Origin of the sequence: Pseudoalteromonas piscicida (assembly GCF_002744175.1) — a bacterium.
Classification (GTDB): Bacteria; Pseudomonadota; Gammaproteobacteria; order Enterobacterales; family Alteromonadaceae; genus Pseudoalteromonas; species Pseudoalteromonas piscicida_B.
Map to the genome: position 1 here is coordinate 1 of NZ_NKHF01000009.1, position 22,090 is coordinate 22,090.

The window sequence follows — 22,090 nt, forward strand, 5'->3', positions numbered from 1 at the left end:
AAGGCACTGAGTTAAGTCAGCTAGAAATGAATAAATGAAAGGGGCAAAACGCCCCTTAAAAAACTAACAACTATGTAAAACTGTATATTTAACCTGACCCCGCATAACAACTTGCTCTTTAGCAGCTCTTATCCCCTACTACTGCGTTAAATTTGCTTGTAATAGGCCAGCTATTGAGACACAAACTTGCCTTATACTAAGAAACAACTTCTGCTTAGAGTGATAGTACGTTTTTACCTTAGGTACTTTAGTTGATTAACCAACTTCTTATTACCTTAAGTTCAGGTTATTTAGTGAATGACTCACCAAGGCTGAATTGACAATTATCCCTTACCAAAATCACATTTAACACGATAATTGTCTTTAAAGTACTCTTCCATTTCATGTACATAACTAATCCACATTGCATTAACCTTTTGATATGACTCTAGAGTAAAAGCTTCACTCTCATAGGTATACAGTAACGTAACCATTGGGCAATGATAGTAAAGCATTGAACCTTTGAGCATATGAAATAAAAAGCTTAACGCAGTGTCTTTGAAAGCGTATAAGTAGCGTTGCTGTCTACGTAAAATATCCGCCGCCTCGTGACGAGTGGTATATGGCAAACTAGCAAGCTCAATCAGGTGATTGCAAATTTCGGTAAACTTTTCACTGAAGATGACGCTATCATTAACCTCGCTGATAGCAATGCTAGAGAATTGCGCTTTGAACGCTTCAATTACTTTGTTTTTATCTTCTTTATTCGCTATGGGCAGAGAAAGTAAATCTTTTCGATGAACGGGTACGCACCCCTTAATCATAGCACCTGCACCAACGTTGTAGATTGTATTATTTTTATAATGAGAAGTCAGCCTCTCTAGCTGTCCATGAGCAGTTAAGAACAAATCATTCGTTTCAACGACCCCTCCAAAGTTTCCGGGAAGTGTATAACCGTGAAGCGGTATACTTAGATAACCAGCTTCACGCTCATCTTCATTACAACTTTTATAGATGCTATCTTTACTATGATGCCTGCCTTCAGGTGCCCTGCCATTGTCAACACCGAAAAGGTATACGGACTTGAACCCTGCACTTAAAATAAACGAAAGGCCAGTATTGGCAACCACTGGATTACAAAAAGGCAGTAAAGGCAACTCCTTACGATGTAAAGCAATACTCAGGTAATTTAAAAATGCAGTTCCTGCCTCGTTGCCCTTAAGCGCAATTCCCGCCCACTTGTACCTATCTAAGTTATCAGGATATAAAGTGTTAATCCCTAGCAAATTAACGTTTTTATAATAGCCTTCAGGTACAATGTTGCCAAATATCTCGTAGTTTTGATATGGCCGCTCGACTAAAACATGAAAATCCGCCTTTATTCCTTTTTTATGTAAAGATGCTATCGCAGTGCCTGCTGCGACTATGATCGCTCTATCTTGGTTTTCTCTTATAAAATCTTCAGCTTCATCCAGTGATGGACCATTACCGATGAGAAAAACCGGAATATTAGTATCTTTACAAGAGGGCGATAAAGACAATAGAAAATTAGCTTTTTTCTCCAATAAATGCACACTATGAGAAAAGCCAGTTATTGCGTCGTTGAAGAAACCATGACCATACTGAAATTTAAAGTAATCGTGCACCCACTTTGATATTATTTTATTTGTCTCTGCTTGGGGCGTATGTTGGTAGCAGAAACTTCTGACTAAAGAAAACGCGCCGATATCTTGAGAAATGGCTTCCAAATCATCTATTATTGTTGTTTCGTCTGCCCCAAGTAGTAAGAATAAGCAATCTCCAGCTTCATCGATTTTATGAATAATCTCAAACCAGTCTATACAGAATAAACTGGCAAAAAACTGTTCCAAATCCGGCTCGATAATAAATAGATAATTAAATGATTTTTTTTCTAGTAAAATAGGCAGATGATAACCAAGTCCAACACCAAACATAATTGCCGAGGGGAATACATCTGGCAATTCTTTAATTTTCTTTTGCTCTGCCGCTTTTATTAACTTCATCTCCTTTGTCAGCTCAGACATATATCTTATATGTATCCGTCCATCTTCCTGAGCTGGATAGTGAGAGTAGTCTGTTAAAGTTGTATAAGGAGCTTTGAGACGGTCATCAACTTGTCCACGGGCTTGTTGAATGGGGTCTTCTGAATATAAAGGAACAGTAAAACCCTTAGGTATGAAGTTACCATGACCTGATTTTGTCACATGAATACAAAAATCTTCGCGAGTTTCAAAATTGCTAATTAGCTCAAAGATATCTGGGTAAAACTTTTTAAACGCTGCAAGATTTTTTTCAAAGCGTTCGTTTGCTTCATGTGCAAATTTCTGCTCTCTTTCTTCGTGTGCTTTTACATCACTAAGCTTTTGTTCTAATTCGTCAATTTGATTTTCAATATTATTTGGCGGGATGGTCATTTAAAACCTATTTTAACTGAGTATATAAACCGACTTTCTTCTTATTTTTCATCAAAGTTGAAAGTTCTTTCTTAATCTTATCTTGTTTATCTTGCAGTGAATTTGTCAACTCCTCGTAGCGGGTGACAATTGAATCAAGTTGAACATATTGATCAGATTCAATACTCACCGAATCACAAAATATCTTCTCAAGGCTCTGACGAAAAGCGTTTAACTGCGCAGCCAAGACCTCATACTCACCGTTGTGCACCATATGTTCAATTTCTAATAATTGAGATTCAAGTGCATCTAAATCAGCTTGCATGAGCGCTGCTTTCTTTGAATGTCTGATTACGAACATCAACAGGGATTGCGTCCCAGGCCGATTTGATTTCTTTCAATAAGTTCATAACTTCATCAACGATTTGAGGGTCATTTTTAACAGACGAATCGATCAACCGGTCAATCATATATGAATATAATGCATATAGATTTTCAGTTACTTCTCCGCCTACTTCAAAATCCAAACACCCTCTTAACGCCTCTATAATCGCAGACGCGCGAGACAGATGTTCACTTTTTGCTTCTAGCTGCTTCTTTTCAATAGCAACTTTAGCTAAAACCATTTTCTCAACCGCACCAGCCATAAGCATCTGGATTATTTCATAGCGATCAGCACCCGCTACACGCGTTTTTATAGCTTCTTTTTGATAATTTTTTACTCGAGCATTATACATATTACTTGCCTCTCTATTTACTTCGATTTCGTAAAGCCAGGTAGATTAGCTAACTGAGCTCCTAAGTAAGATTGGGTCGATTTCATTTGAGCAATCAAAACATCAAGACCAGCATACTGCTCTCTTAATCGAGACTCTAACGATTCCATACGATAATTATGGTTCTCTTTATCGTCTTCTAAATCACCCAATTGCTCATTTAAGGTATTCTCACGCTGCTTCATGATGCCGCCAGAATTCGTGTAGCCTTCAAGAAGCGACTCTAACTGCTTACCAACACCGTTTTCTCCAGCAAAAGCCTTGCCAATATCATCAAAATTTTCATCCATTGCTTCATTTAAACTACGAACTAGGGTTGATTTTTCCATATAGCCGTCATCGTCAAGCCCGATCCCAATATCAAAAATACTCGTAAACGGCCCAGCATTGGTCAACTCTGTAGAAAGTGCACTCAACAGCTGAGATTCGAAAGTCCTAATCGTAGAGTCTCCATTAAGGGCCTCTTCTTTTCGGGTTTGAAATTTCAACTGTCCAATCATTTTATTGTAATTTGCAATAAACTCATCCACCAGTTTAGACACACTCTCCCTGTCATATTCAACAGAAAGCTTTGCGGTCTCACCGTCAACACTTTGACGCTTAGCAGTTATAGTCATATCCTGTACTGCATCTTTAAAAGTATTGGTGTCACTTGTGATTGATATACCGTCCACTTTGATTTCCGCACTTTGTGCTGCTTCAGATGTAACTATACCAGGGGTCCCTCCTCCAGTAGCTACCGTTGACACGTTATCCAACTCTGCATTATCGTTTTTAATAATTAAATCATTATTATCACCTGAGACAGTAGATGTTAATACCAATTTAGATTCGGAGCCTGTATTGATAATATTAGCGGTCACACCAAAATTATCATCAGAGTCATTGATAGCATCACGTAAATCGGCAAGTGTAGCGCCTGCATCAAGTGTTAAATTAAAACTCTTATCTCCGGCTTCAAAAGTCATCGTTCCACCTGAGGCTGTTACCACATCCTCAGTAGAGGTAAACAAGTTTGGTTCAGAAATTGCTCGGCTTCCTTGAGCAAGCTTAACCACTTCAATATTGAAATTACCTGGAGTTATCTTAGAAGTAGGGGTTACAGACACCAAATCTCCGTCATCGCTGGTAGGCTGTCTAATGTTAGCGATTCGTTTTTCGAAGTTATCCAAATCAGCTAACTTCGCAATAGTGTCCTTAAGTTCTGACATAGCCGACTTAACCGCACCGATAGCAGACAACTCTACTTTGAGAGACTCTTCTTTTATTTTGAATGCTCGTTGCTTTGGTACATTTTCAGCAGCTACAGAGGCTGAGATTATATCCTCAAGGTTTAATCCCGAGCCAACCCCTGCATTTGTAATAAGTGGCATAACAATACTCCTAAGATCAATGGTGAGTTATGCTGAACGGTTGAATAACAACCCTTTGCTAGATAGTTTATCGGCAAATTCTTCTAAAGCTTTAGCTACTTCGCGAAACTCTTCGGTTGGGATCTCGCGAATAACCTCTTCACCTTCTTTATCGAGCACTTTAATCACAGGGGGATCGCCCTCTTCATCGAACTCAAAAACGATATTGGTCGCCGTAACCGGTATGTAACTATTTAGCTTTTCAAGGTTCTCTTTGACCTCAGCAAACATAGCTTCTTTATCTGTTTGCATATCAAGACTAGGTCGCTCAATATTAACTGCCCCTCTACTAGCAAGTTCTGTGCCTTTGTCTACCTTGGATTCATTGAGGTCGGTCTTTGTCACTCCAAAATTTGTCGAAGGTAAGTCATCTCCAAACTTCTTGGTCGCACTAACATCAATCATAACATCTCCCCCATACTAACTTTTAAGTATAAGCCACTTTGCCAAAAAAAACCTATAAGTACAAAGTGGCTTGGTACGGTTACGATTAACCAAGCAGCGACAATGCAACTTGCGGGCGTTGGTTGGCCTGACTAAGTATTGATTGGCTAGCTTGCTGCAGTATTTGCATCTTAGTTAAGTTAGCCGTTTCTTGCGCAAAATCAGTATCTTGAATTCGTGACTTCGCAGCACTTAGGTTTTCAGAGATATTTGATTGGTTCTGGATTGTTGATTGGAAACGGTTTTGAACCGCACCTAATTCTGCACGCTTCTTATCTACGACAGCAATAAGGGAGTCCATACCTGCCATGGTCAACTGGGCATTCGTTTGAGAAGTAACACTGATAGATGACGCTGCGAAGCTTGCTGCAAATGTATCACCAGAGCTTACCGCTGCACCACTCACCGCAGAGATACCTGCTGCTAATGTGGTTAACCCTTTACCACCCACTGCACTAGCAACCGAAGCTAATCCAGACAATGTGAAACCATTATTCCCTGTCAGAGAATTAGCTGTACCACCAACAGATTTCATACTGAAACCAATAGTTTGAATTGCATCAGCACCAACTTGAAAGCTTGCTTCATAGGTGCCATCAAGTAGATTTTGACCACCAAAGGTCGTGTCTTCAGCAATACGGTTAATTTCTTTAGTTAGTGAGTCAACTTCGTCTTGAATAGCAACCCTGTCTTCATCAGTATTCGAACCATTAGAAGACTGCTGTGCCAGCGTTCTCATCCGCTGTAACATCGTAGTTACTTCATCTAGCGCCCCTTCAGCCGTTTGCGCCAGTGAAATTCCATCATTCGCATTTCGGTTACCCTGATTCAAACCATTGACTTGACTAGTAAGACGGTTAGCAATTTGCATACCTGCAGAATCATCTTTCGCGCTATTGATACGCATACCAGAAGATAAGCGCTGGAATGATGTATCAAGTGCGTTGCCAGATTTTGTTAACTGGCGTTGTGCGTTCAAAGAACTCACATTTGTGTTTACGTATAAAGCCATAATAGCCTCCGCTTTATCAATTTACTTCAAAACGTCGGGATACCCCTACCCTTCGGCTTTGAATGGAGTTAGAGTCCTAAAGTGATAGTTCTCTAACTCTACTATCGACAAATAAAGAGAAAGCTTTAGCTTTTTTTTAAATTTAAATTATTTTACCCTTGTAACAAACTTAAAGCGGCTTGAGGCCTTTGATTTGCCTGGCCTAAAATAGTTTGGCTAGCTTGTTGCAATATCTGATTCTTTGTTAGTTTTGCAGTCTCTAGTGCAAAGTCTGCATCCTTGATACGAGATTTTGCAGCTGATAAATTTTCAGAAATATTAGCTTGGTTACGAATAGTTGACTGAAATCGGTTTTGCACAGCACCGAGCTCTGCCCGTTTTTTGTCAACGACTGCGATAAGTGAATCTACACCCGCCATAGTAAGCTGTGCGCTGGTTTGGGATGTAACGCTAATTGTAGAAATCGCAAAATTGCTAGCAAAGTTATCACCTGAACTTACGGCTTGACCACTAACTGCAGATAAACCAGCGGCAAGCGCTGTTAAACCTTTGCCTCCGACAGCACTCGCAATAGAGGCCATACCCGACATCGTAAATCCGTTATTAGCCGCAATTGAATTAGCAGTACCTCCAACGGATTTCATGCTAAAACCTATGGTCTGAATTGCATCTCCACCGACTTGAAAATTAGCCTCATAGGTGCCATCAAGCAAATTTTGGCCACCAAATGTGGTATCTGCTGCTACACGGTTAATCTCTTTTGCGAGCTGTAATACCTCATCTTGAATCGCTACTCGATCCTCATCAGTATTCGAACCATTTGCCGATTGCTGGGCAAGCGTTCTCATTCGCTGCAACATTGATGTCACTTCATCCAGTGCACCTTCAGCAGTCTGCGCAAGTGAAATACCATCATTAGCGTTTCGATTACCTTGCGTCAAACCTAAAATTTGCGACTGTAGACGGTCAGATATTTGTAGACCCGCAGCGTCATCTGCCGCGCTGTTGATGCGCATACCTGATGATAGACGCTTAAATGAAGTATCCAGCTCATTGCCAGAATTCGTCAATTGTCTTTGTGCATTAATCGCACTGACATTAGTGTTAACATATAAAGCCATAACTCACTCTCTTTTTGCCAATCAATTATCTAATTGATAGATAGTTCAATGACAAAGCGGCATGTATGCATCGGGTAAACTTCCAACTAAGGCAACCAATTGCCACTTTGACGCCAAATTTAAAATCTAATTAAAGAAAGCAATTTACGATCCAACTTTTTCTTTTTTATATATCCTATATATAAAAACCATACTGAATCGCTAGATTCTACTAAGTTATGTTGCTCTATAATGGCTTGAGCAAGGCGAGGCTAATATCTACTTGAAAAGAAAAGGGGCCAAATAGCCCCTTTTATATATTTGAGAGTGAGTGTCATTTTTTTGAGCACATAGTTGGCATACTTTGTGCTTTAGTTAACGTGTTCATATATTTTCATGAACGCTATTGGATTTTAAGCTCCTCCGCTTTATCATCCAATTCGGTGCCTAAGCAAATACCCCATTCGGCTTAGGCACCATTTACCTTCCTAATTTATTATCCAAGTAGACTTAAAGCCGCCTGTGGACGTTGGTTAGCCTGACTTAAAATCGTTTGGCTAGCCTGTTGAAGGATTTGCATTTTCGTTAAGTTAGCCGTTTCTTGAGCGAAGTCTGTATCTTTGATACGAGATTTTGCTGCAGATAAGTTCTCAGAGATATTCGATTGGTTACGAATAGTTGACTGAAAACGATTCTGAACCGCACCCAGTTCCGCACGTTTTTTGTCTACCACTGCAATCAATGAATCCATACCAGCCATAGTCAACTGAGCATTTGCTTGTGAAGTCACACTAATAGATGACGCTGCGAAACTTGCTGCAAATGTATCACCAGAGCTAACCGCTGCACCACTTACAGCAGAGATTCCCGCAGCTAAAGTAGTTAACCCTTTACCACCTACCGCACTTGCAACGGAAGCCATACCAGATAGCGTGAAACCACCATTTGCTGCAATAGAGTTAGCTGTATCACCTACGGTTTTCATACTAAAGCCGATAGTTTGAATCGCGTCTGCACCTACTTGGAAATTAGCTTCATAAGTACCATCAAGCAGGTTTTGACCACCGAATGTAGTATCAGCTGCAACACGGTTGATTTCTTTGGTTAGTGAATCAACTTCGTCTTGAATAGCAACCCTGTCTTCATCTGTGTTTGAGCCGTTAGCTGATTGTTGTGCTAGCGTTCTCATACGTTGAAGCATTGAGGTTACTTCGTCCAGTGCACCTTCAGCAGTTTGTGCTAAAGATATACCGTCGTTTGCGTTACGGTTACCCTGATTTAGACCGTTAATTTGCGAAGTTAATCGGTCAGAAATTTGTAGACCAGCCGCATCGTCAGCTGCGCTGTTGATCCGAAAGCCTGAAGATAGACGCTTGAATGAGGTATCTAGTGAGTTACCAGAATTCATTAATTGTCTTTGTGCGTTCAATGAACTTACGTTAGTATTTACATAAAGTGCCATGATGGTTCTCCCACTTTAAATCGAGTCTTTCACTCTCAAACTTAGATTCTTTTCCAGCCTTTAAATGTTTTTCACTCTCCGGCTTGGTTAATTAAGTTATCGGTCGGCAAAAAATTTCCTTTAGTATTTTTTTAAAAAAAAATATAACCGCATGATTTTAATTAACTTATTATAGAAAACTATGATTGCGGTTCGAGGTTTTACATTCTGCCGGTATAAAACTCAATGGAGAAGTAGCCCATTTGTATTTCAAAGAGTTAGAGAGAAAAGTGACGTTATGCCGCTCTAAAAGAAAAGCAGCCTTTGTAGGCTGCTTTTTTAACGAATATAGTCTAGTAAGGAGAGGTTTGTAAGACGACCAAATGTCGCTTGTGATGCTTGCAGGGCTGTTTCATGTTTAGTGAGCTCAGAAATAGCGGAATAAAAATCAACCTCTATAAGAGAAGCTTTATTAGCCTTGTTATCGGCGTCAATATCTGAGTTAGCCGTTGAGACCAGATCTGCTGCATTCATTCTCCCTCCAAGTCCAGCTTGAGACTGCGATACCTGAATCTTGGCATTGTCTAGGCCTGTCATACCGTCAGCGAGTATTTGCTTATAATCTTGTTCAGACAAATTGGGGTCTCTAAGCGTTGTGATCATCGATTCCAGCGTATTTAAAATATTTTCTTTCTGCGGCTTTTCCAAATCAAAGCTAATTTGCCCCGGTGCTGCACCTTCATACTTGAATTCCAATCCAGCTACTTTTACAGAATTGCCCTCAAAGCTACCTGTTGAAATAACGGTGCCGCCTTGCTCTAGCTGGTAGGTATTTGGAGTACCCGCTGCAACGACCAAATCAAAGGTATTTGCCCCGGCTGGCGCGCTTGGGTCCGAGTTGTAATTCGCTTTGTGAAATTTATCGAACACACCTTGCTCATCTACGTAGACAGATGCGGAGGTGACCCCTCCCGATACGGTCCCAGTATTGGAAGTAACATTAAGACGCTTTTCTGCACTTTCAAATACATCAAAGCCATTATCGCTTGAACGCACCTCAACGCCCTCAGAAATTTTGATCTTATGCTGTCCCTGATCTCCATTGTACACATACTTTCCAGAAGCTGAATCAAAACTATATGTTTGTGTATTGTCTTGATAACCAGAAAAAATGTACTTCCCATCTTCACTCTTAGCGTTCATCAAGTCCAAGATGGTATCTTGAATAGCTTCTAACTCATCTGCTATCGCTTCATGATCCACATCCGAAAGTCCACCATTACCTGCCTGTACTGCCTTTGAGTACGCACTATCAATCGCAGTTTTAATATTTTTCAAAACTGACTCTTGTGTATCTAGACGTGACGACAGCATTGTCAAATTTTTGGTGAATTGGTCATTCGCTTGAATTCTATCATCCAGAAGCATTGCCCTTGATGTGGCCGACGCATCATCGGATGCACTCAATACTCTTTTTTGAGAATTTAACTGTTGTGTCGCTTTATTAACATCTTGCTGGTTACGCAAAATTGAATTGAGATTTGTATTAAAAATCTGATTTTGAGATAAACGCATAATTACCTCGCTGCACTTAATAAGGTATCAAACACAGTTCTAGCGGCTGAAATAACTTGTGCCGAAGCCGAGTAAGATTGTTGAAAACGTAAAAGGTTAGCCGCCTCTTCATCTAAGTTAACGCCAGATAAAGACTCGAACCAAGCGCTTGATTGATTTGCCAATGCTTCAAACGCTGCACTATTGGTTTTGGCTTGATTCGTGATAACCCCTACACCCGTAACAATATCTGCATAGGCCTCGTTAAAGGTTTTATGGCTTTCAGTACTGCCCGTAGACTCAACATTTTGTCTTACTAAATCTGAAGACTTAAGGCCATCTAGCACAGCACCGTTACGGTTATCATCAAAACCACCGGTGTTAAAACTAATTTCGAAACTATCTCCAGTGTTCGGTGTGCCCTCTATATCAAAAGTAAATCCAAGATTGTTAAAGGGTGCTGGCGCGCCGCCACCCACACCAGATAGAATATCCTTACCGTTTGCTGGAGCCGTAAACGTATGGGTCACCCCAGAGTTACTGGTGATGGTATATTCATCAGCATTTGCTGTTTTGGTGAGTGTATAGGGGCCATCATTTAAGGTCGGTGGCGTTCCAGCAGTAAAAGCGCTACTACTGGGATCTGTGTCAGTCACTACACCTGCCGAAATTGTGGCAGTTCCGTTATTATCTGCTGACAGCTCTGTTCTAATTGGCGAAGCAAGAGCAAGGGCTTCAGGTCTTTGTGTCGCCAATTCTAAACTGCTAGCTGCTTGCTGGTTTAATTTCACCAAAAACTTATCACCTGTTGCGCCGCTGCCAGTTACATTCATCTGTAAACCAAAGTAGTCGCCTGAGCCAGTAATGACTCCTCCAGCAATACTCCCCGTTGTTGGAGTGCCAATGGGATTCCCTTTAGCATCGACTGCCGTTATCTCAACCGTCGTAGCACTAGTATAAGTTACCTGAAAATCTGTGGCTGGCAACTCATTGCCGCGCCCTGGCTCGAGTGTTGCCGTGAGCGCGGCAGTGCCTGTATTTTCACTATAAGCATAGCCACCCACAGTAGGGATTTTAAATAGATCTCCGCCGATATTACCATCCAAATCCATACCCAGTTTATTCTGCTGATTAAACGCATCAGCCAAGGCTAGGCCGATCTGACCAAGTTGATTTTGTGCTGGGATCAGAACTTCATCCCTAAATGCTAGCAGGCCACCAATTTTGCCTTTTAAACTGTCACTGTCTAACTCTATTGCAACTACATCTTGATCTTTGATATCCAGCACTAATTCTTTGTGGTTAGGATCTGGATTACCACGCATTGCAAATAAATTAAAAGCGCCATCTTGCATAACCAGCGAACTGCCGTTACCTAAAAACACGAGCTTTTCACCATTTTTACCATCAAGTGTTTCGATATCTACAAGCTCAGCTAACTCTTTAATAGCTTGGTCGCGCTCATTTAAAACGCTATGGTCAACATTTTCTTGGCTGAGTCCATGCTTACTTGCGACTTGTTTATTGAGCTCGCTGATTTTTTGAACGAGGTTATTAGCTTCTTCTGAAAAAATATCTAACTGTTCATTCACAATGCTATTTTGGTCAACCACAATACCAGACAGCCTATCCATTTGGTCGATTAAGCCTTCAGCTCCAGTCATAAATAATGAGCGATTGGTTGTGGATGATGGTAAATTCACTGCGCTTTGTAGGTTATTAAACATCGAGTTAATACTCTTACTCAAACTATTTGATTCTTGAGCAAATAGAGTATCAACGCGGCTTGCCTCAGTCACAAATTGCTCATAGTAAGACTGATTTGAAATATCACGATTTAGCTGCTGCTGTGCAAATTGATTAAGCAGCCGAACCGTTTCCCCACGGCCTACCATGCCACCGATCATTGTTCCGTGTTCTGTTCGTTCACGGATGTAACCTTTGGTATTTAGGTTAGCAATGTTTTTACTGGTGGTATTTAGTAATTCTGAGTTCGCTCGAATACCAGCTGCACCAATATTTAATAGATCAAATGACATTTCATCTGACTCCCTTTGTTAACGCACCAGATAAAACATCAGATATATCAATGCGCTTTAAAACTGATTTGATTTTGTTGGCATAATTTGGATCGGTTGCGTAACCTGCCTCTTGCAGCTCATTCAAATATGCATGACTGTCATTCACTTTATCTAGGGCTTGCTCATATCTTGGGTTACCTTTGATAAAACTGACATAGTCTTCAAAACTCTGCTCAATAGAGTTATAAGCTCGAAAATCTGCTTGTTTCTTGACAGGTAAACCTTGTTCAAATTCAAGCGTCGATTTTCTGGCGCTTTCACCATTCCAGCGACTGTCTGCCTTGATATTGAAAAGATTAAAGCTACTGCTGCCATCTTTTTTGTTGATGATGTGCTTGCCCCAACCCGTTTCTAACGCTGCTTGAGCAACCATAACTGCTGGATTTAAACCTAATTTTTTCGCTGCTGATTTTGCATAGTCCCATACGCCCTCGACAAACTCCTCAGGCGAGCCAAAATTTTGCTGTTCTTTATTAGGTTGCGCTGTTTCTATTGATGCGGGCATAGGTGCTGCTTTTTCACGGCTTTCAGGCTGTGACTTTTTCAATGCAACATCACCGTCTGCGCGAAGTACGGATGCTGGCTTGTACTTCTCTGAATTTGGAGAAAGCTGCTGGACGATAAGATCTGCAAGGCCCAAACTTCCCTTTTCGGAGAGGTGCATAGCAAGTTGTTGATCATGCATCTCTTCAAAAAACTTAACGCCGCTAGAGTTGAAAGGACTGTCTTTATCTTCAAGCGCCTCATTAGCTTTACGCATGCTCTGTAGCAGCATTTGGGTAAAAATAGACTCAAACTGTTGTGCAGCCTTTTTCAACGCTTGATCAGAAGCATCTCGATCACCGGCACCCTTAAGCGCCTCTTTACGGATGGAATCGAGGTTACCTAGATCAAAAAAGCTCTGATTTTTCAATTGATCGGTGTTCATACACTAAGCACTGTTTGATAGTAATACTTAAACAAATGCAAAATCCGAGCCAAAAAAAAGCCCCACAAATGTGAGGCTAACTAGTTGATTAATAATAGAACATTAAATGACGACTAATTGACCATTTATTGCACCAGCTTCTTTTAGTGCCTCCAAAATCGCCATTAAGTCGCCAGGAGCAGCCCCCACTTGGTTTATCGCTCTCACTAAGTCGTCTAAACTCACGCCGGGGTCAAATACAAATGCCCGAGAGTCGTCTTGATCCACATCGATAATACTTTGTTGTGTCACCACGGTTTCGCCATTGGCAAGTGCATTTGGTTGTGAAACATTTTGTTGCTCAGCAATGGTCACTGTAAGTCCACCATGGGTAATGGCTGCAGGTTGCAATTTGACATTCTTGCCGATAACGATTGTACCCGTACGCGAATTCACGATGATCTTGGCAGCTGTATCTGCAGGTTTAAACTCTAGATTTTCCAGTGTCGATAAATAAGCGACTCGTTGCGAAGGGTCTCTCGGTGCGATAACTCGAACTGAAGCGGCATCCATCGGCTTAGCACTATTTGGACCAACTAAATCATTAATCGTATCAGCCAACCGTTTTGCAGTAGTGAAGTCAGGACGGTTCAAATTAAAGGTAATATAATCACCTTGCGTAAATGGACTTGGGACAGCACGCTCTACGGTTGCTCCGTTTGCCACACGTCCAACCGTGGGTGTATTGATTACAACTCGGCTGCCATCGGCACCATCAGCACCTAAGCCACCTACAATCAAGCTGCCTTGTGCGATTGCATAGACGTTTCCATCAACCCCTTTTAGGAAGGTTTGTAATAGCGTACCACCTCGTAAACTTCCTGCGCTGCCAATTGAAGAGACCGTAACGTCAATGGTTTGACCTGGCTTTACAAACGGTGGCAGGTCAGCGTGAACCGCAACGGCCGCGACATTTTTAATCTTTGGTTTCAAGTTTGCTGGCATGGTGATCCCAAAACTATTAAGCATCGCCTTAAAGCTCTGCTCGGTAAAACGAGTTTGCTCACCTGTGCCCGGTAGGCCAACAACTAGGCCATAGCCCACCAGTTGGTTAGAGCGCACGCCCTCTACCATGCTAACGTCTTTGACTCGCTCAGCAGAAGCTGCCGAGGAAAAGCACGCCACAGCAGAGAAAGTGCAAATAAATAAAATATCTTTGAAAAAACGAGTCATTGTCCGCCCCCTTAAAATGGCATGATTGCGCTCATAAAGAAGCTTGTTAACCAACCTGCGCTTTGCACTTCTTGCTGGTCACCTTTACCTGAGTATTGAATCCGCGCATTGGCTACGCGGTTTGACTCTACGGTATTGTCCGCTTTAACATCCTGCGGTCTTACTAGCCCCTCAAGGCGTATAAACTCTTCCCCAGTATTAAGGGTCAGCCATTTTTCACCACGGACCACTAAATTACCATTTGGTAGCACCCGGGTAACGTTAACTGAAATATTACCAAATAGACTATTTGATTGGTTGGCCTGCGCATCTCCTGAGAATGAAGAGCTAGAGCTCGCGCCAAACTGTATTGCCTCTTTGCCAATATTAACCGCATTACCACCAAGCCCAATCACGGGATCAAGACTTGAATCACTTGATTTGTCTAACTGAGAATTCGCAGCCTTGGTTGCTTGAGTGGTTTCTCTCAGCACGATGGTAATAATATCGCCGACGCGTACCGCTTTTTTGTCGGCATACAGATCATTAGAAAACTGCGTGTTAAATAACGAGCCCGTTGCCACCATTTGTGCTTGATTATCTTCTGGATAAATGGGCGCATAATACGGATCGTCACGCACCACATTTTTATTCTGTGTTGTACTACATCCAGACAATGCAGCAACGGTTACGATAGCTAAATATAATGCACGCATACTACCCCCTACCCAATTATAACTGCTGGTTAATATAACTCAGCATCTGGTCAACGGATGAAATAACTTTTGAGTTCATCTCGTACACACGCTGGGTTTCAATTAGATTCACGAGCTCTTCGGTTACGTTCACATTTGACGTTTCTAACGCGCCTTGAACAATCTTGCCTAACCCTTCAACGCTTGGGTTACCCTGAACCGGTGCACCGCTTACCGCTGTTTCTGTATAGAGGTTTTGACCGATTGGCTCAAGACCTGATGGATTAATAAAGTCACTAATCGTTAGCTGCCCGATAACCACGTTTTCTGCTTGTCCTGCCACACGGACAGAGACTTCACCATCTTGAGAGATAGTAATTGATTGAGCATCATCAGGTACGTTCATTTCAGGCAAAACGGGGAAGCCAGCACCAGAGGTCACGACTCGACCTTCTTCATCAGTTGTAAATTGACCATTTCTAGAGTAAGCCGTAGTACCATCTGGCATTTGGATTTCAAAGAAACCAGGACCTTGGATCATCCAATCCAGTGAGTTCTCGGTACTTAACATATTGCCTTGAGAAAAGTTTTTCTGGTTGGCAACCACTTTAGCACCGGCACCTAGCATTAACCCTGATGGCAACTCGGTATCTTGAGAGCTACGACCACCCGGCTGATTAATATTTTGATATAACAAATCTTCAAAAATTGCACGGCTCTTTTTATACCCGACAGTACTGGCGTTAGCCAAGTTGTTTGATATGACCGAAATATCGGTTTGCTGTGCATCTAAGCCTGTTTTACTTATCCACAATGCAGGATTCATAATCTCTACCTCACTCTTAAACTATGCGTAGGAGCGAAGTGTGTCGCTCATCTATTTCTTCAGCTGTTTTCATCAGCTTAATTTGCATTTCAAACTGTCGTTGATGGTTGATCATGTCGACCATCTCGTGAACGGGATTAACATTGGACATTTCCAAAAAGCCACTCATTACCTTTGCAGTTGGTGATATTTCACAAAAACCACAAATCCCATCTTCTAACTTTTCTTCTTTAGGTCTATACAGGCCATCATTTCCTTTTTGCAGCTTACTGTTGTCAGCTTCAATAATTTTCAATCGGTCAACGACCTCAAGAAAATTGGCTGGCGCTCCCTGAGGGCGGACTTGGATAGAGCCATCGTCACTGAACACGACTTTTTCGACGGGAATAGGTAATACGATTGGCCCACCTTCGCCAATAAGTTGACGTCCGTGTGCAGTTACCAAAGCACCATCATTGCGAATGTTGAGTGTTCCGACTTTGGTATATGCCTCTTCCCCTGACGCATCAACCACGCTCAGCCAAGATTTGTCATCTACCGCTATATCTAGCTCTCGACCTGTTTCAACGATTGCGCCACCGGTCATATTCGTGCCCGGTCGCTCCTGCATCGCAAATACTCGAGTTGGTAAGCCTTCACCAAACGCCTGCATCGAGCGAGCCTGAGCGAAATCAGCCTTGAAGCCAGTCGTGTTGGCGTTAGCAAGGTTATTCGCTTTCAGCGCCACGCCGCGTAAGCTTTGCTTAGCGCCTGACATTGCGATATACACCATTTTATCCATGACGATGACCTATAAAATTCTAACTTAACTTAGTTAATGCAAGCACAATGCCAAAATGGTGAGAGGTTTTTGACAGATATAAAAAAGGCTGCTTTGAAAGCAGCCTTTGGAGGGCATAATATATTATCGGATCTGTAATATACTCTGTTGTAATGACGAGTTCACTTCAAGTGCCCGCGAGTTAGCTTGGAAGTTACGCTGTGCACTAATTAAGTCGACAAGTTCATTAGTTAGGTTAACGTTCGACTGCTCAAGCGCCGAAGAGTTAATGGAGCCAAGAGTACCTGAACCTGGTTCACCTGCAATCGGCTCACCTGAAGTTAAGCTTTTCTTCCAAGATGTGTTACCAGCTTGCTGAAGACCTTGAGAATTAGGGAAACGAACCATAGCAACTTGACCAAGAAAAGACTGATCACCATTACTGTAAGAGGCTACAATTTTACCATCGCCACCAATATCTATCCCCGACAAACGACCAACTGTTGCGCCATCTTGCTCGAGCGCTTTGGTTTCGTATTTACTAGCATACTGGGTAGGCAATTTTCCTGTGGTATTGGATTCATCGCGCCAGTTCAAAGTAATATCTGTGGGGAAACTAGCACCATTTGACAATAGGTCTGATAAGCCTGTTGCAGCGCCAGCCCCATTCGGTAGCGACAATGGATCAAACGTGTTACCAGAGTTCGCATTGCCATCTGTTGATTGTGGAATACCTGCCGAATCAAACACAAAGGTTGTGATTGGTGTATATGGAGTCGTCGTTTGCTCTACACCCGCGGCGTTAAATGGTTTCTGATCCAAAGTTGCAAAAACTTCCCATTGATTTTCTACATTAGGCGCAACACCATCGGTTTTCTTAAAAAACAACTGCATGGTATGTGGCTGACCAAGAGAGTCGTATACCGTTGTTGAAGTTGAATGGTTATAGGTTGCCCCTTCAGTCGGGTCAAAGGCTAATGGCTTATAACTCTCACGTGAGTCTAAGTTAAATGATGAATAAACATTAGTAGTTGACCGCGGTGAGCCAGATGAATCTGGTATTTGAATAGCACTTGCGGTACTTAAACTGACAGATTCATTATCACCAGTACTTTCATCAACCGGGAAGCCTTGTAAGAAGTTACCCTGCGCATCAACAATAAAGTTGTCTTTGTTTAACTTAAACGCACCGGCACGAGTAAATGAATAGTCTTGTGCACCAAACTCTTCTGCCATAGCAAAATAGCCTTCACCGGTAATAGCAAGATCTAGCGAGTTTTCGGTAAATTTCAACGAACCTTGGTGGAATTGTTGTGCAACCATAGTGGTCTGCGCACCATCGCCGTTTTTGGTTTTACCTGAGCTAAAGACCGACGCTGCGTATACGTCTGCGAACTCAGCGCGTGACTCTTTAAAGCCGGTTGTATTTACGTTTGCGATATTATTCGCCGTCACATCTAAGTCTTTTTGCGCGGCAGCCAAACCTGTTAGTGCAATATTAAAACTCATATTTTCACCTCTGAACTGTAAGGTTAATTCTTAAAACTAAGCTATTTCAGCTATGTCAGTTAAGCGCACCGCGCCTTCTCTGGTGTTAATGACAATACCGTTAGAGCCATTGACATTTACACTATCGATATTTCTATATGTTGCCGATGGGAAGGTACTGTATTGACCATTCATCATCCCCTCAGCCTTAATCTCATATTCACCTTCTGGCATCACATCACCATCTTGGTTTTTACCATCCCATTCAAATCGGACGGCACCTGCGGTTTGTTCACCCATTTCGATTTTTCTGACCAACGCCCCTGCTTCGTCATAAATGCCTATGGTTAAATCTTCCACCGGATTTTCTACAATGACCGACCCTTTTGACAATGAATCCCCACCATGCTCGAGCGTTGTTGACTCCAATAGTGCTTTTTTGCCAATCAGAGTCGAGGCTTGAAGGGCAGAGTTAGATGTCATTGATGCGGTAAGCGACTCAAACTTAGTATTCAAGTTTGAAATACCCTCAGCCATCGTAAAGTTAGTCATCTGAGCTATCATCTGGTCGTTATCCGCAGGCTTACTGGGATCTTGAAAAGATAACTGCTGAGTAAGCAATGAGAAGAAATCTTCCTGCGTCAGTGTGTCTCTATTTTTTTGCTCGTCAGTAACTCGATTCTCTTTGTTCCACCGCATAGAGTCCATGTACGAGGACGTAGCGGAATTTACATCATTGCTCATCAGCTGTTACTCCCAATTAGCGCTGGCCTAGTTGCAGTGTTTTGCTCAGCATTTGTTTAGCGGCGTCTGCAACTTGAACATTGGTTTGGTAGGAACGAGACGCAGAAATCATATTTGCCATCTCTTCCACCACATTCACATTCGGTTTATAAATGTAGCCATTTGCATCAGCACTTGGGTGATTAGGGTTGTATTCAACCTGCAGCGGTTTATCACTCTCAACCACACCTAACACTTTAACTCCAACCGATGAACCCATTACGTTGTTCTGGGAGGCGGAAGCTTTGGATAGTTCAGCGGCAAAAACAGGATGTCTAGCGCGATACACAGTATCTTGGCTAGAGCTCACTGAGTTCGCGTTAGAGATATTACTTGCGGTGGTATTAAGGCGCACATTCTGTGCACTCATTCCTGAACCCGAAATATCGAAAACGTTATATAAACTCATAATTATGCCCCTTGACCACCAAGTGCCTTTTTAAGGCCACTGAACTTACCAGATAAAAATTGCAAACTGGCTTGGTACTCTAATGCATTTTGTACATACAAATTTCGTTCCACTTGTATATCCACTGAGTTACCATCACCGGTATCTGCTTGATTTGGCGTACGATATAGTTCTGAAGAGTTACTCATCTTAGTGCCACCACTGAGGTGTTTGGCATCCGTTCTGACCATATCATTGCCGCTTCGCTGTGATGACTTTGCCGCTTTTAATGCACTCGCAAAGTCGATATCTTTTGCTTTATATCCTGGAGTGTCTGCGTTTGCGATGTTACTCGCTAGCATTTCAGCACGCTGAGAACGGAGCAGCATGGTATGCTGGTGTACACCCAACGCTTTATCGAAACTAATTGCCATTGTCTGACTCCAAAAATTTGACTCACCTAGACAAAAGCAATATTCAGGCCAATTTAAGATTTAATTTTATCTATTTACTTTCAATAAGTTAGAAGTTTAAGTCACTCTATTTTCTAATATCATGGAGTGCGTTTAGAGGAACATGTGAGTCAACTAGCAATTATCTTTAAGATGTAAAGCTTGTTAAAAATAAGGAAGGATGTGACCTGTCAAAGACAATTTGATAAACGAGAATATGGTTTAACCTGAATTCGAGATAGCGCCTTGATGTGAGCCTTAGACTGGCTTAGCGTTGGTTGTGTCAGAATACTTTTGCTCACCCGTTACAACATTACCCTAAAGTAGAAACACCAACTATGCTGTTATATGAGCACTAGAAATGTGTAGCAAGGATATGCCTGACTAATACAAAACAGACTAGCGTGGTAGGTCGCCGTTCAGGTAGCGGATGTCCTTTCCGCTATTCGATATATGCTAAGCTTTTTTCTGGTAGATGATCCCAGGGTTACAACGGATCATATTAAAATCATCACTCAATCCCGCCATCGACTCAGATGCTCCTAAAAACAAGTAGCCATTCGGGTTTAGTGACTGCGCAAATTGAGAAATAATTTTAGACTTCACCTCTGGAGAGAAGTAAATTAATACGTTACGGCAAAATATGACGTCAAACTTACCCATCAGCGCATAGGAGTCCAAAAGGTTTAAGTGCCTGAAGCTCACCATTTTACGAATGGGTTCTACTACTTTCGCCATACCGTTGCCACTGTCGGTAAAAAACTTTTTCCTACGCTCCGGCGATAATCCTCGCGCCAGCGCTAATGCATCGTATTCAGCGTTCTTGCACATGTCTAGCATGGTATTGGAAATATCCGTACCTACAATTTGCACACCCATTTTAAGTGCACCGGGACTTTTACTTACATATTCACTTGCCGACATCGCAATAGAATAAGGTTCTTGACCGGACGAACTGGCAGCCGACCAAATTTTAACGGGCCGCCTTAGATCTTTAAATTCAGGTAAGATTTTAGATTTAATTAGCTCAAACGGATACGTGTCTCTAAACCAGAGTGTCTCATTTGTTGTCATTGCATCAACCACAGCGGCACGCAATTGCCGCTCATGTGGACTAAGCGTTTTAGACACCAAAGACGAGAGAGTTTCTACACCAAAGCGAGCCATCAGAGGAGCTAATCTACTTTTAACCAAATATAACTTATTGTCACCCAGCACGATCCCGCACTGTTGCTCCAAAAAAGTTCTAAATTGATCGTACTCTTTTTGCTCTAAATGCTTATTTTCCAAGTGCTACCACCAGCTTTAATCACAATGAACCCACTTCTTAACCGCTGCGGCTAATTCATCTGGGTTAAACTTAGCAATAAAATCGTCAGCGCCGACTTTTTCAATCATGGCCTGATTAAATACACCACTTAACGAAGTATGGAGTATCACATGCAAAGGCGCTAATTTTGGATCGGCTTTTATTTCTGCAGTCAGCGTATAACCATCCATTTCCGGCATTTCTACATCGGAAATCAACAACCCCACTCTCTCGGTGACATTATTTTGACAGTCCACTTCTGCAATTTCTTTAAGCCTAATTAAAGCCTCTTTACCATTCTTCGCAAGCTCAGTTTGCACACCGAGTGGCTCTAGTGCACGTTTGACCTGGTTACGAGCAACTGCTGAATCATCAGCAATAAAGACGATACGCTCTCCTAGGTCTTTTTGCATTTCACCATCAGATACGATGTCTGCACTTACTTCAGTATTAATTGGGCAAATCTCATTGAGGATTTTCTCAACATCTAAAATCTCAACGAGTTCATTCTCAATTTCGGTCACCGCTGTTAGGTAAGAATAGCGCCCTGCACCCGATGGTGGAGGCATTATTTTTTCCCAATTCATATTGACAATGCGCTCTACAGCACTAACCAAAAAACCCTGAACTGAACGGTTATATTCTGCAATTACAATGAAACAGTTGCGAATATCTTGAATTGGTGGTCCACCAACCGCCAGTGACATATCAATGACAGAAATAGTCTGTCCGCGAATATGTGCAACCCCTCGAATGAGCGGGTTTGACTTTGGCATGCTTGTCAATGCCGGGCATTGCAGCACTTCTCGGACCTTGAAAACGTTTATGCCGAAGCGTTGTCGACCTTGAAGTCGAAAAAGTAATAGCTCGAGACGGTTTTGCCCAACTAGCTGTGTACGCTGGTTAACCGAGTCTAAAATACCTGCCATTTCAATCTCCTACTGTATAAACCGCTAATCGGAACGATCTTTGCTTCGACTCTGATATGGTTTACCACCCTTGATTAGGTGCAGTTATTAAAGCAGAATCTTTATACCTTGTTTCACCCCATAAGCAT

The 22,090-nt window shown here is 42.0% G+C and carries 21 protein-coding genes; all 21 read right to left on the reverse strand.

Annotated features, from left to right (window positions below):
- Positions 1–323 precede the first annotated feature (323 nt).
- The 21 genes from CEX98_RS02665 to CEX98_RS02765 all read right to left on the reverse strand — a co-directional run bounded on the left by CEX98_RS02665 (position 324) and on the right by CEX98_RS02765 (position 21,962).
- Positions 324–2,414 (reverse strand): motility associated factor glycosyltransferase family protein, encoded by a 2,091-nt coding sequence (locus CEX98_RS02665; protein WP_099640588.1) that lies wholly within the window; start codon positions 2,412–2,414, stop codon positions 324–326.
- Between the two features lie 7 nt (positions 2,415–2,421).
- Positions 2,422–2,718, reverse strand: a complete 297-nt coding sequence (locus tag CEX98_RS02670; RefSeq protein WP_099640589.1) for a hypothetical protein — start codon at positions 2,716–2,718, stop codon at positions 2,422–2,424.
- Positions 2,708–3,130: a flagellar export chaperone FliS gene (gene fliS / locus CEX98_RS02675; protein ID WP_099640590.1), complete on the reverse strand. Its 423-nt coding sequence runs from the start codon at positions 3,128–3,130 to the stop codon at positions 2,708–2,710. Before fliS ends, CEX98_RS02670 begins: the two co-directional genes overlap by 11 nt.
- Positions 3,131–3,147: 17 nt before the next feature.
- The gene (gene fliD, locus CEX98_RS02680; protein WP_099640591.1) at positions 3,148–4,542 is read right to left on the reverse strand and encodes a flagellar filament capping protein FliD; all 1,395 of its coding nucleotides are present in this window, start codon (positions 4,540–4,542) and stop codon (positions 3,148–3,150) included.
- A gap of 27 nt (positions 4,543–4,569) precedes the next feature.
- Positions 4,570–4,986 (reverse strand): flagellar protein FlaG, encoded by a 417-nt coding sequence (locus CEX98_RS22820; protein ID WP_172439712.1) that lies wholly within the window; start codon positions 4,984–4,986, stop codon positions 4,570–4,572.
- A gap of 85 nt (positions 4,987–5,071) precedes the next feature.
- On the reverse strand, positions 5,072–6,037 hold the full coding sequence (locus CEX98_RS02690) for a flagellin (protein ID WP_099640592.1): 966 nt from the start codon (positions 6,035–6,037) through the stop codon (positions 5,072–5,074).
- A gap of 152 nt (positions 6,038–6,189) precedes the next feature.
- A complete protein-coding gene (locus CEX98_RS02695) occupies positions 6,190–7,158 on the reverse strand; it encodes a flagellin (protein ID WP_099640593.1) in 969 nt (322 codons plus the stop codon).
- Between the two features lie 475 nt (positions 7,159–7,633).
- On the reverse strand, positions 7,634–8,599 hold the full coding sequence (locus CEX98_RS02700) for a flagellin (RefSeq protein ID WP_099640594.1): 966 nt from the start codon (positions 8,597–8,599) through the stop codon (positions 7,634–7,636).
- Between the two features lie 318 nt (positions 8,600–8,917).
- Positions 8,918–10,153 carry a flagellar hook-associated protein FlgL gene (gene flgL / locus CEX98_RS02705; protein ID WP_099640595.1) on the reverse strand — a complete coding sequence of 412 codons (1,236 nt, stop codon included), beginning with the start codon at positions 10,151–10,153 and terminating at the stop codon, positions 8,918–8,920.
- 2 nt (positions 10,154–10,155) lie between these two features.
- The gene (gene flgK / locus CEX98_RS02710) at positions 10,156–12,171 is read right to left on the reverse strand and encodes a flagellar hook-associated protein FlgK (RefSeq protein WP_099640596.1); all 2,016 of its coding nucleotides are present in this window, start codon (positions 12,169–12,171) and stop codon (positions 10,156–10,158) included.
- 1 nt (position 12,172) lies between these two features.
- The gene (gene flgJ / locus CEX98_RS02715) at positions 12,173–13,141 is read right to left on the reverse strand and encodes a flagellar assembly peptidoglycan hydrolase FlgJ (protein ID WP_099640597.1); all 969 of its coding nucleotides are present in this window, start codon (positions 13,139–13,141) and stop codon (positions 12,173–12,175) included.
- Positions 13,142–13,243: 102 nt separating this feature from the next.
- Positions 13,244–14,353: a flagellar basal body P-ring protein FlgI gene (locus CEX98_RS02720; RefSeq protein ID WP_242441599.1), complete on the reverse strand. Its 1,110-nt coding sequence runs from the start codon at positions 14,351–14,353 to the stop codon at positions 13,244–13,246.
- A gap of 11 nt (positions 14,354–14,364) precedes the next feature.
- Complete coding sequence (gene flgH, locus CEX98_RS02725) at positions 14,365–15,048, reverse strand: flagellar basal body L-ring protein FlgH (protein ID WP_099640598.1); 684 nt, start codon at positions 15,046–15,048, stop codon at positions 14,365–14,367.
- Positions 15,049–15,064: 16 nt separating this feature from the next.
- Positions 15,065–15,853, reverse strand: coding sequence for a flagellar basal-body rod protein FlgG (flgG, locus tag CEX98_RS02730; protein WP_099640599.1), 789 nt, complete (start codon positions 15,851–15,853; stop codon positions 15,065–15,067).
- A 16-nt stretch (positions 15,854–15,869) separates the two neighbouring features.
- The gene (locus tag CEX98_RS02735) at positions 15,870–16,634 is read right to left on the reverse strand and encodes a flagellar basal body rod protein FlgF (RefSeq protein WP_099640600.1); all 765 of its coding nucleotides are present in this window, start codon (positions 16,632–16,634) and stop codon (positions 15,870–15,872) included.
- A 123-nt stretch (positions 16,635–16,757) separates the two neighbouring features.
- On the reverse strand, positions 16,758–18,122 hold the full coding sequence (gene flgE, locus CEX98_RS02740; protein ID WP_099640601.1) for a flagellar hook protein FlgE: 1,365 nt from the start codon (positions 18,120–18,122) through the stop codon (positions 16,758–16,760).
- Positions 18,123–18,158: 36 nt separating this feature from the next.
- Entirely contained in the window at positions 18,159–18,845 is a 687-nt protein-coding gene (locus CEX98_RS02745) for a flagellar hook assembly protein FlgD (protein WP_099640602.1), read from the reverse strand.
- Between the two features lie 16 nt (positions 18,846–18,861).
- On the reverse strand, positions 18,862–19,293 hold the full coding sequence (gene flgC / locus CEX98_RS02750) for a flagellar basal body rod protein FlgC (protein WP_099640603.1): 432 nt from the start codon (positions 19,291–19,293) through the stop codon (positions 18,862–18,864).
- A 2-nt stretch (positions 19,294–19,295) separates the two neighbouring features.
- Positions 19,296–19,706: a flagellar basal body rod protein FlgB gene (flgB, locus tag CEX98_RS02755; protein ID WP_099640604.1), complete on the reverse strand. Its 411-nt coding sequence runs from the start codon at positions 19,704–19,706 to the stop codon at positions 19,296–19,298.
- Between the two features lie 474 nt (positions 19,707–20,180).
- Positions 20,181–21,014, reverse strand: coding sequence for a CheR family methyltransferase (locus tag CEX98_RS02760; RefSeq protein ID WP_099640605.1), 834 nt, complete (start codon positions 21,012–21,014; stop codon positions 20,181–20,183).
- Between the two features lie 15 nt (positions 21,015–21,029).
- A complete protein-coding gene (locus CEX98_RS02765; RefSeq protein ID WP_099640606.1) occupies positions 21,030–21,962 on the reverse strand; it encodes a chemotaxis protein CheV in 933 nt (310 codons plus the stop codon).
- Between the last annotated feature and the right edge of the window lie 128 nt (positions 21,963–22,090).

Bases quoted from the DNA above. Each gene is read 5' to 3' on its own strand.
- CEX98_RS02665 (WP_099640588.1), bottom strand. From the start codon at position 2,414: ATGACCATCCCGCCAAATAATATTGAAAATCAAATTGACGAATTAGAA.
- CEX98_RS02670 (WP_099640589.1), bottom strand. From the start codon at position 2,718: ATGCAAGCTGATTTAGATGCACTTGAATCTCAATTATTAGAAATTGAA.
- fliS (WP_099640590.1), bottom strand. From the start codon at position 3,130: ATGTATAATGCTCGAGTAAAAAATTATCAAAAAGAAGCTATAAAAACG.
- fliD (WP_099640591.1), bottom strand. From the start codon at position 4,542: ATGCCACTTATTACAAATGCAGGGGTTGGCTCGGGATTAAACCTTGAG.
- CEX98_RS22820 (WP_172439712.1), bottom strand. From the start codon at position 4,986: ATGATTGATGTTAGTGCGACCAAGAAGTTTGGAGATGACTTACCTTCG.
- CEX98_RS02690 (WP_099640592.1), bottom strand. From the start codon at position 6,037: ATGGCTTTATACGTAAACACAAATGTGAGTTCTTTGAACGCACAACGC.
- CEX98_RS02695 (WP_099640593.1), bottom strand. From the start codon at position 7,158: ATGGCTTTATATGTTAACACTAATGTCAGTGCGATTAATGCACAAAGA.
- CEX98_RS02700 (WP_099640594.1), bottom strand. From the start codon at position 8,599: ATGGCACTTTATGTAAATACTAACGTAAGTTCATTGAACGCACAAAGA.
- flgL (WP_099640595.1), bottom strand. From the start codon at position 10,153: ATGCGTTTATCTCAAAATCAGATTTTTAATACAAATCTCAATTCAATT.
- flgK (WP_099640596.1), bottom strand. From the start codon at position 12,171: ATGTCATTTGATCTATTAAATATTGGTGCAGCTGGTATTCGAGCGAAC.
- flgJ (WP_099640597.1), bottom strand. From the start codon at position 13,141: ATGAACACCGATCAATTGAAAAATCAGAGCTTTTTTGATCTAGGTAAC.
- CEX98_RS02720 (WP_242441599.1), bottom strand. From the start codon at position 14,353: ATGACTCGTTTTTTCAAAGATATTTTATTTATTTGCACTTTCTCTGCT.
- flgH (WP_099640598.1), bottom strand. From the start codon at position 15,048: ATGCGTGCATTATATTTAGCTATCGTAACCGTTGCTGCATTGTCTGGA.
- flgG (WP_099640599.1), bottom strand. From the start codon at position 15,853: ATGAATCCTGCATTGTGGATAAGTAAAACAGGCTTAGATGCACAGCAA.
- CEX98_RS02735 (WP_099640600.1), bottom strand. From the start codon at position 16,634: ATGGATAAAATGGTGTATATCGCAATGTCAGGCGCTAAGCAAAGCTTA.
- flgE (WP_099640601.1), bottom strand. From the start codon at position 18,122: ATGAGTTTTAATATTGCACTAACAGGTTTGGCTGCCGCGCAAAAAGAC.
- CEX98_RS02745 (WP_099640602.1), bottom strand. From the start codon at position 18,845: ATGAGCAATGATGTAAATTCCGCTACGTCCTCGTACATGGACTCTATG.
- flgC (WP_099640603.1), bottom strand. From the start codon at position 19,293: ATGAGTTTATATAACGTTTTCGATATTTCGGGTTCAGGAATGAGTGCA.
- flgB (WP_099640604.1), bottom strand. From the start codon at position 19,706: ATGGCAATTAGTTTCGATAAAGCGTTGGGTGTACACCAGCATACCATG.
- CEX98_RS02765 (WP_099640606.1), bottom strand. From the start codon at position 21,962: ATGGCAGGTATTTTAGACTCGGTTAACCAGCGTACACAGCTAGTTGGG.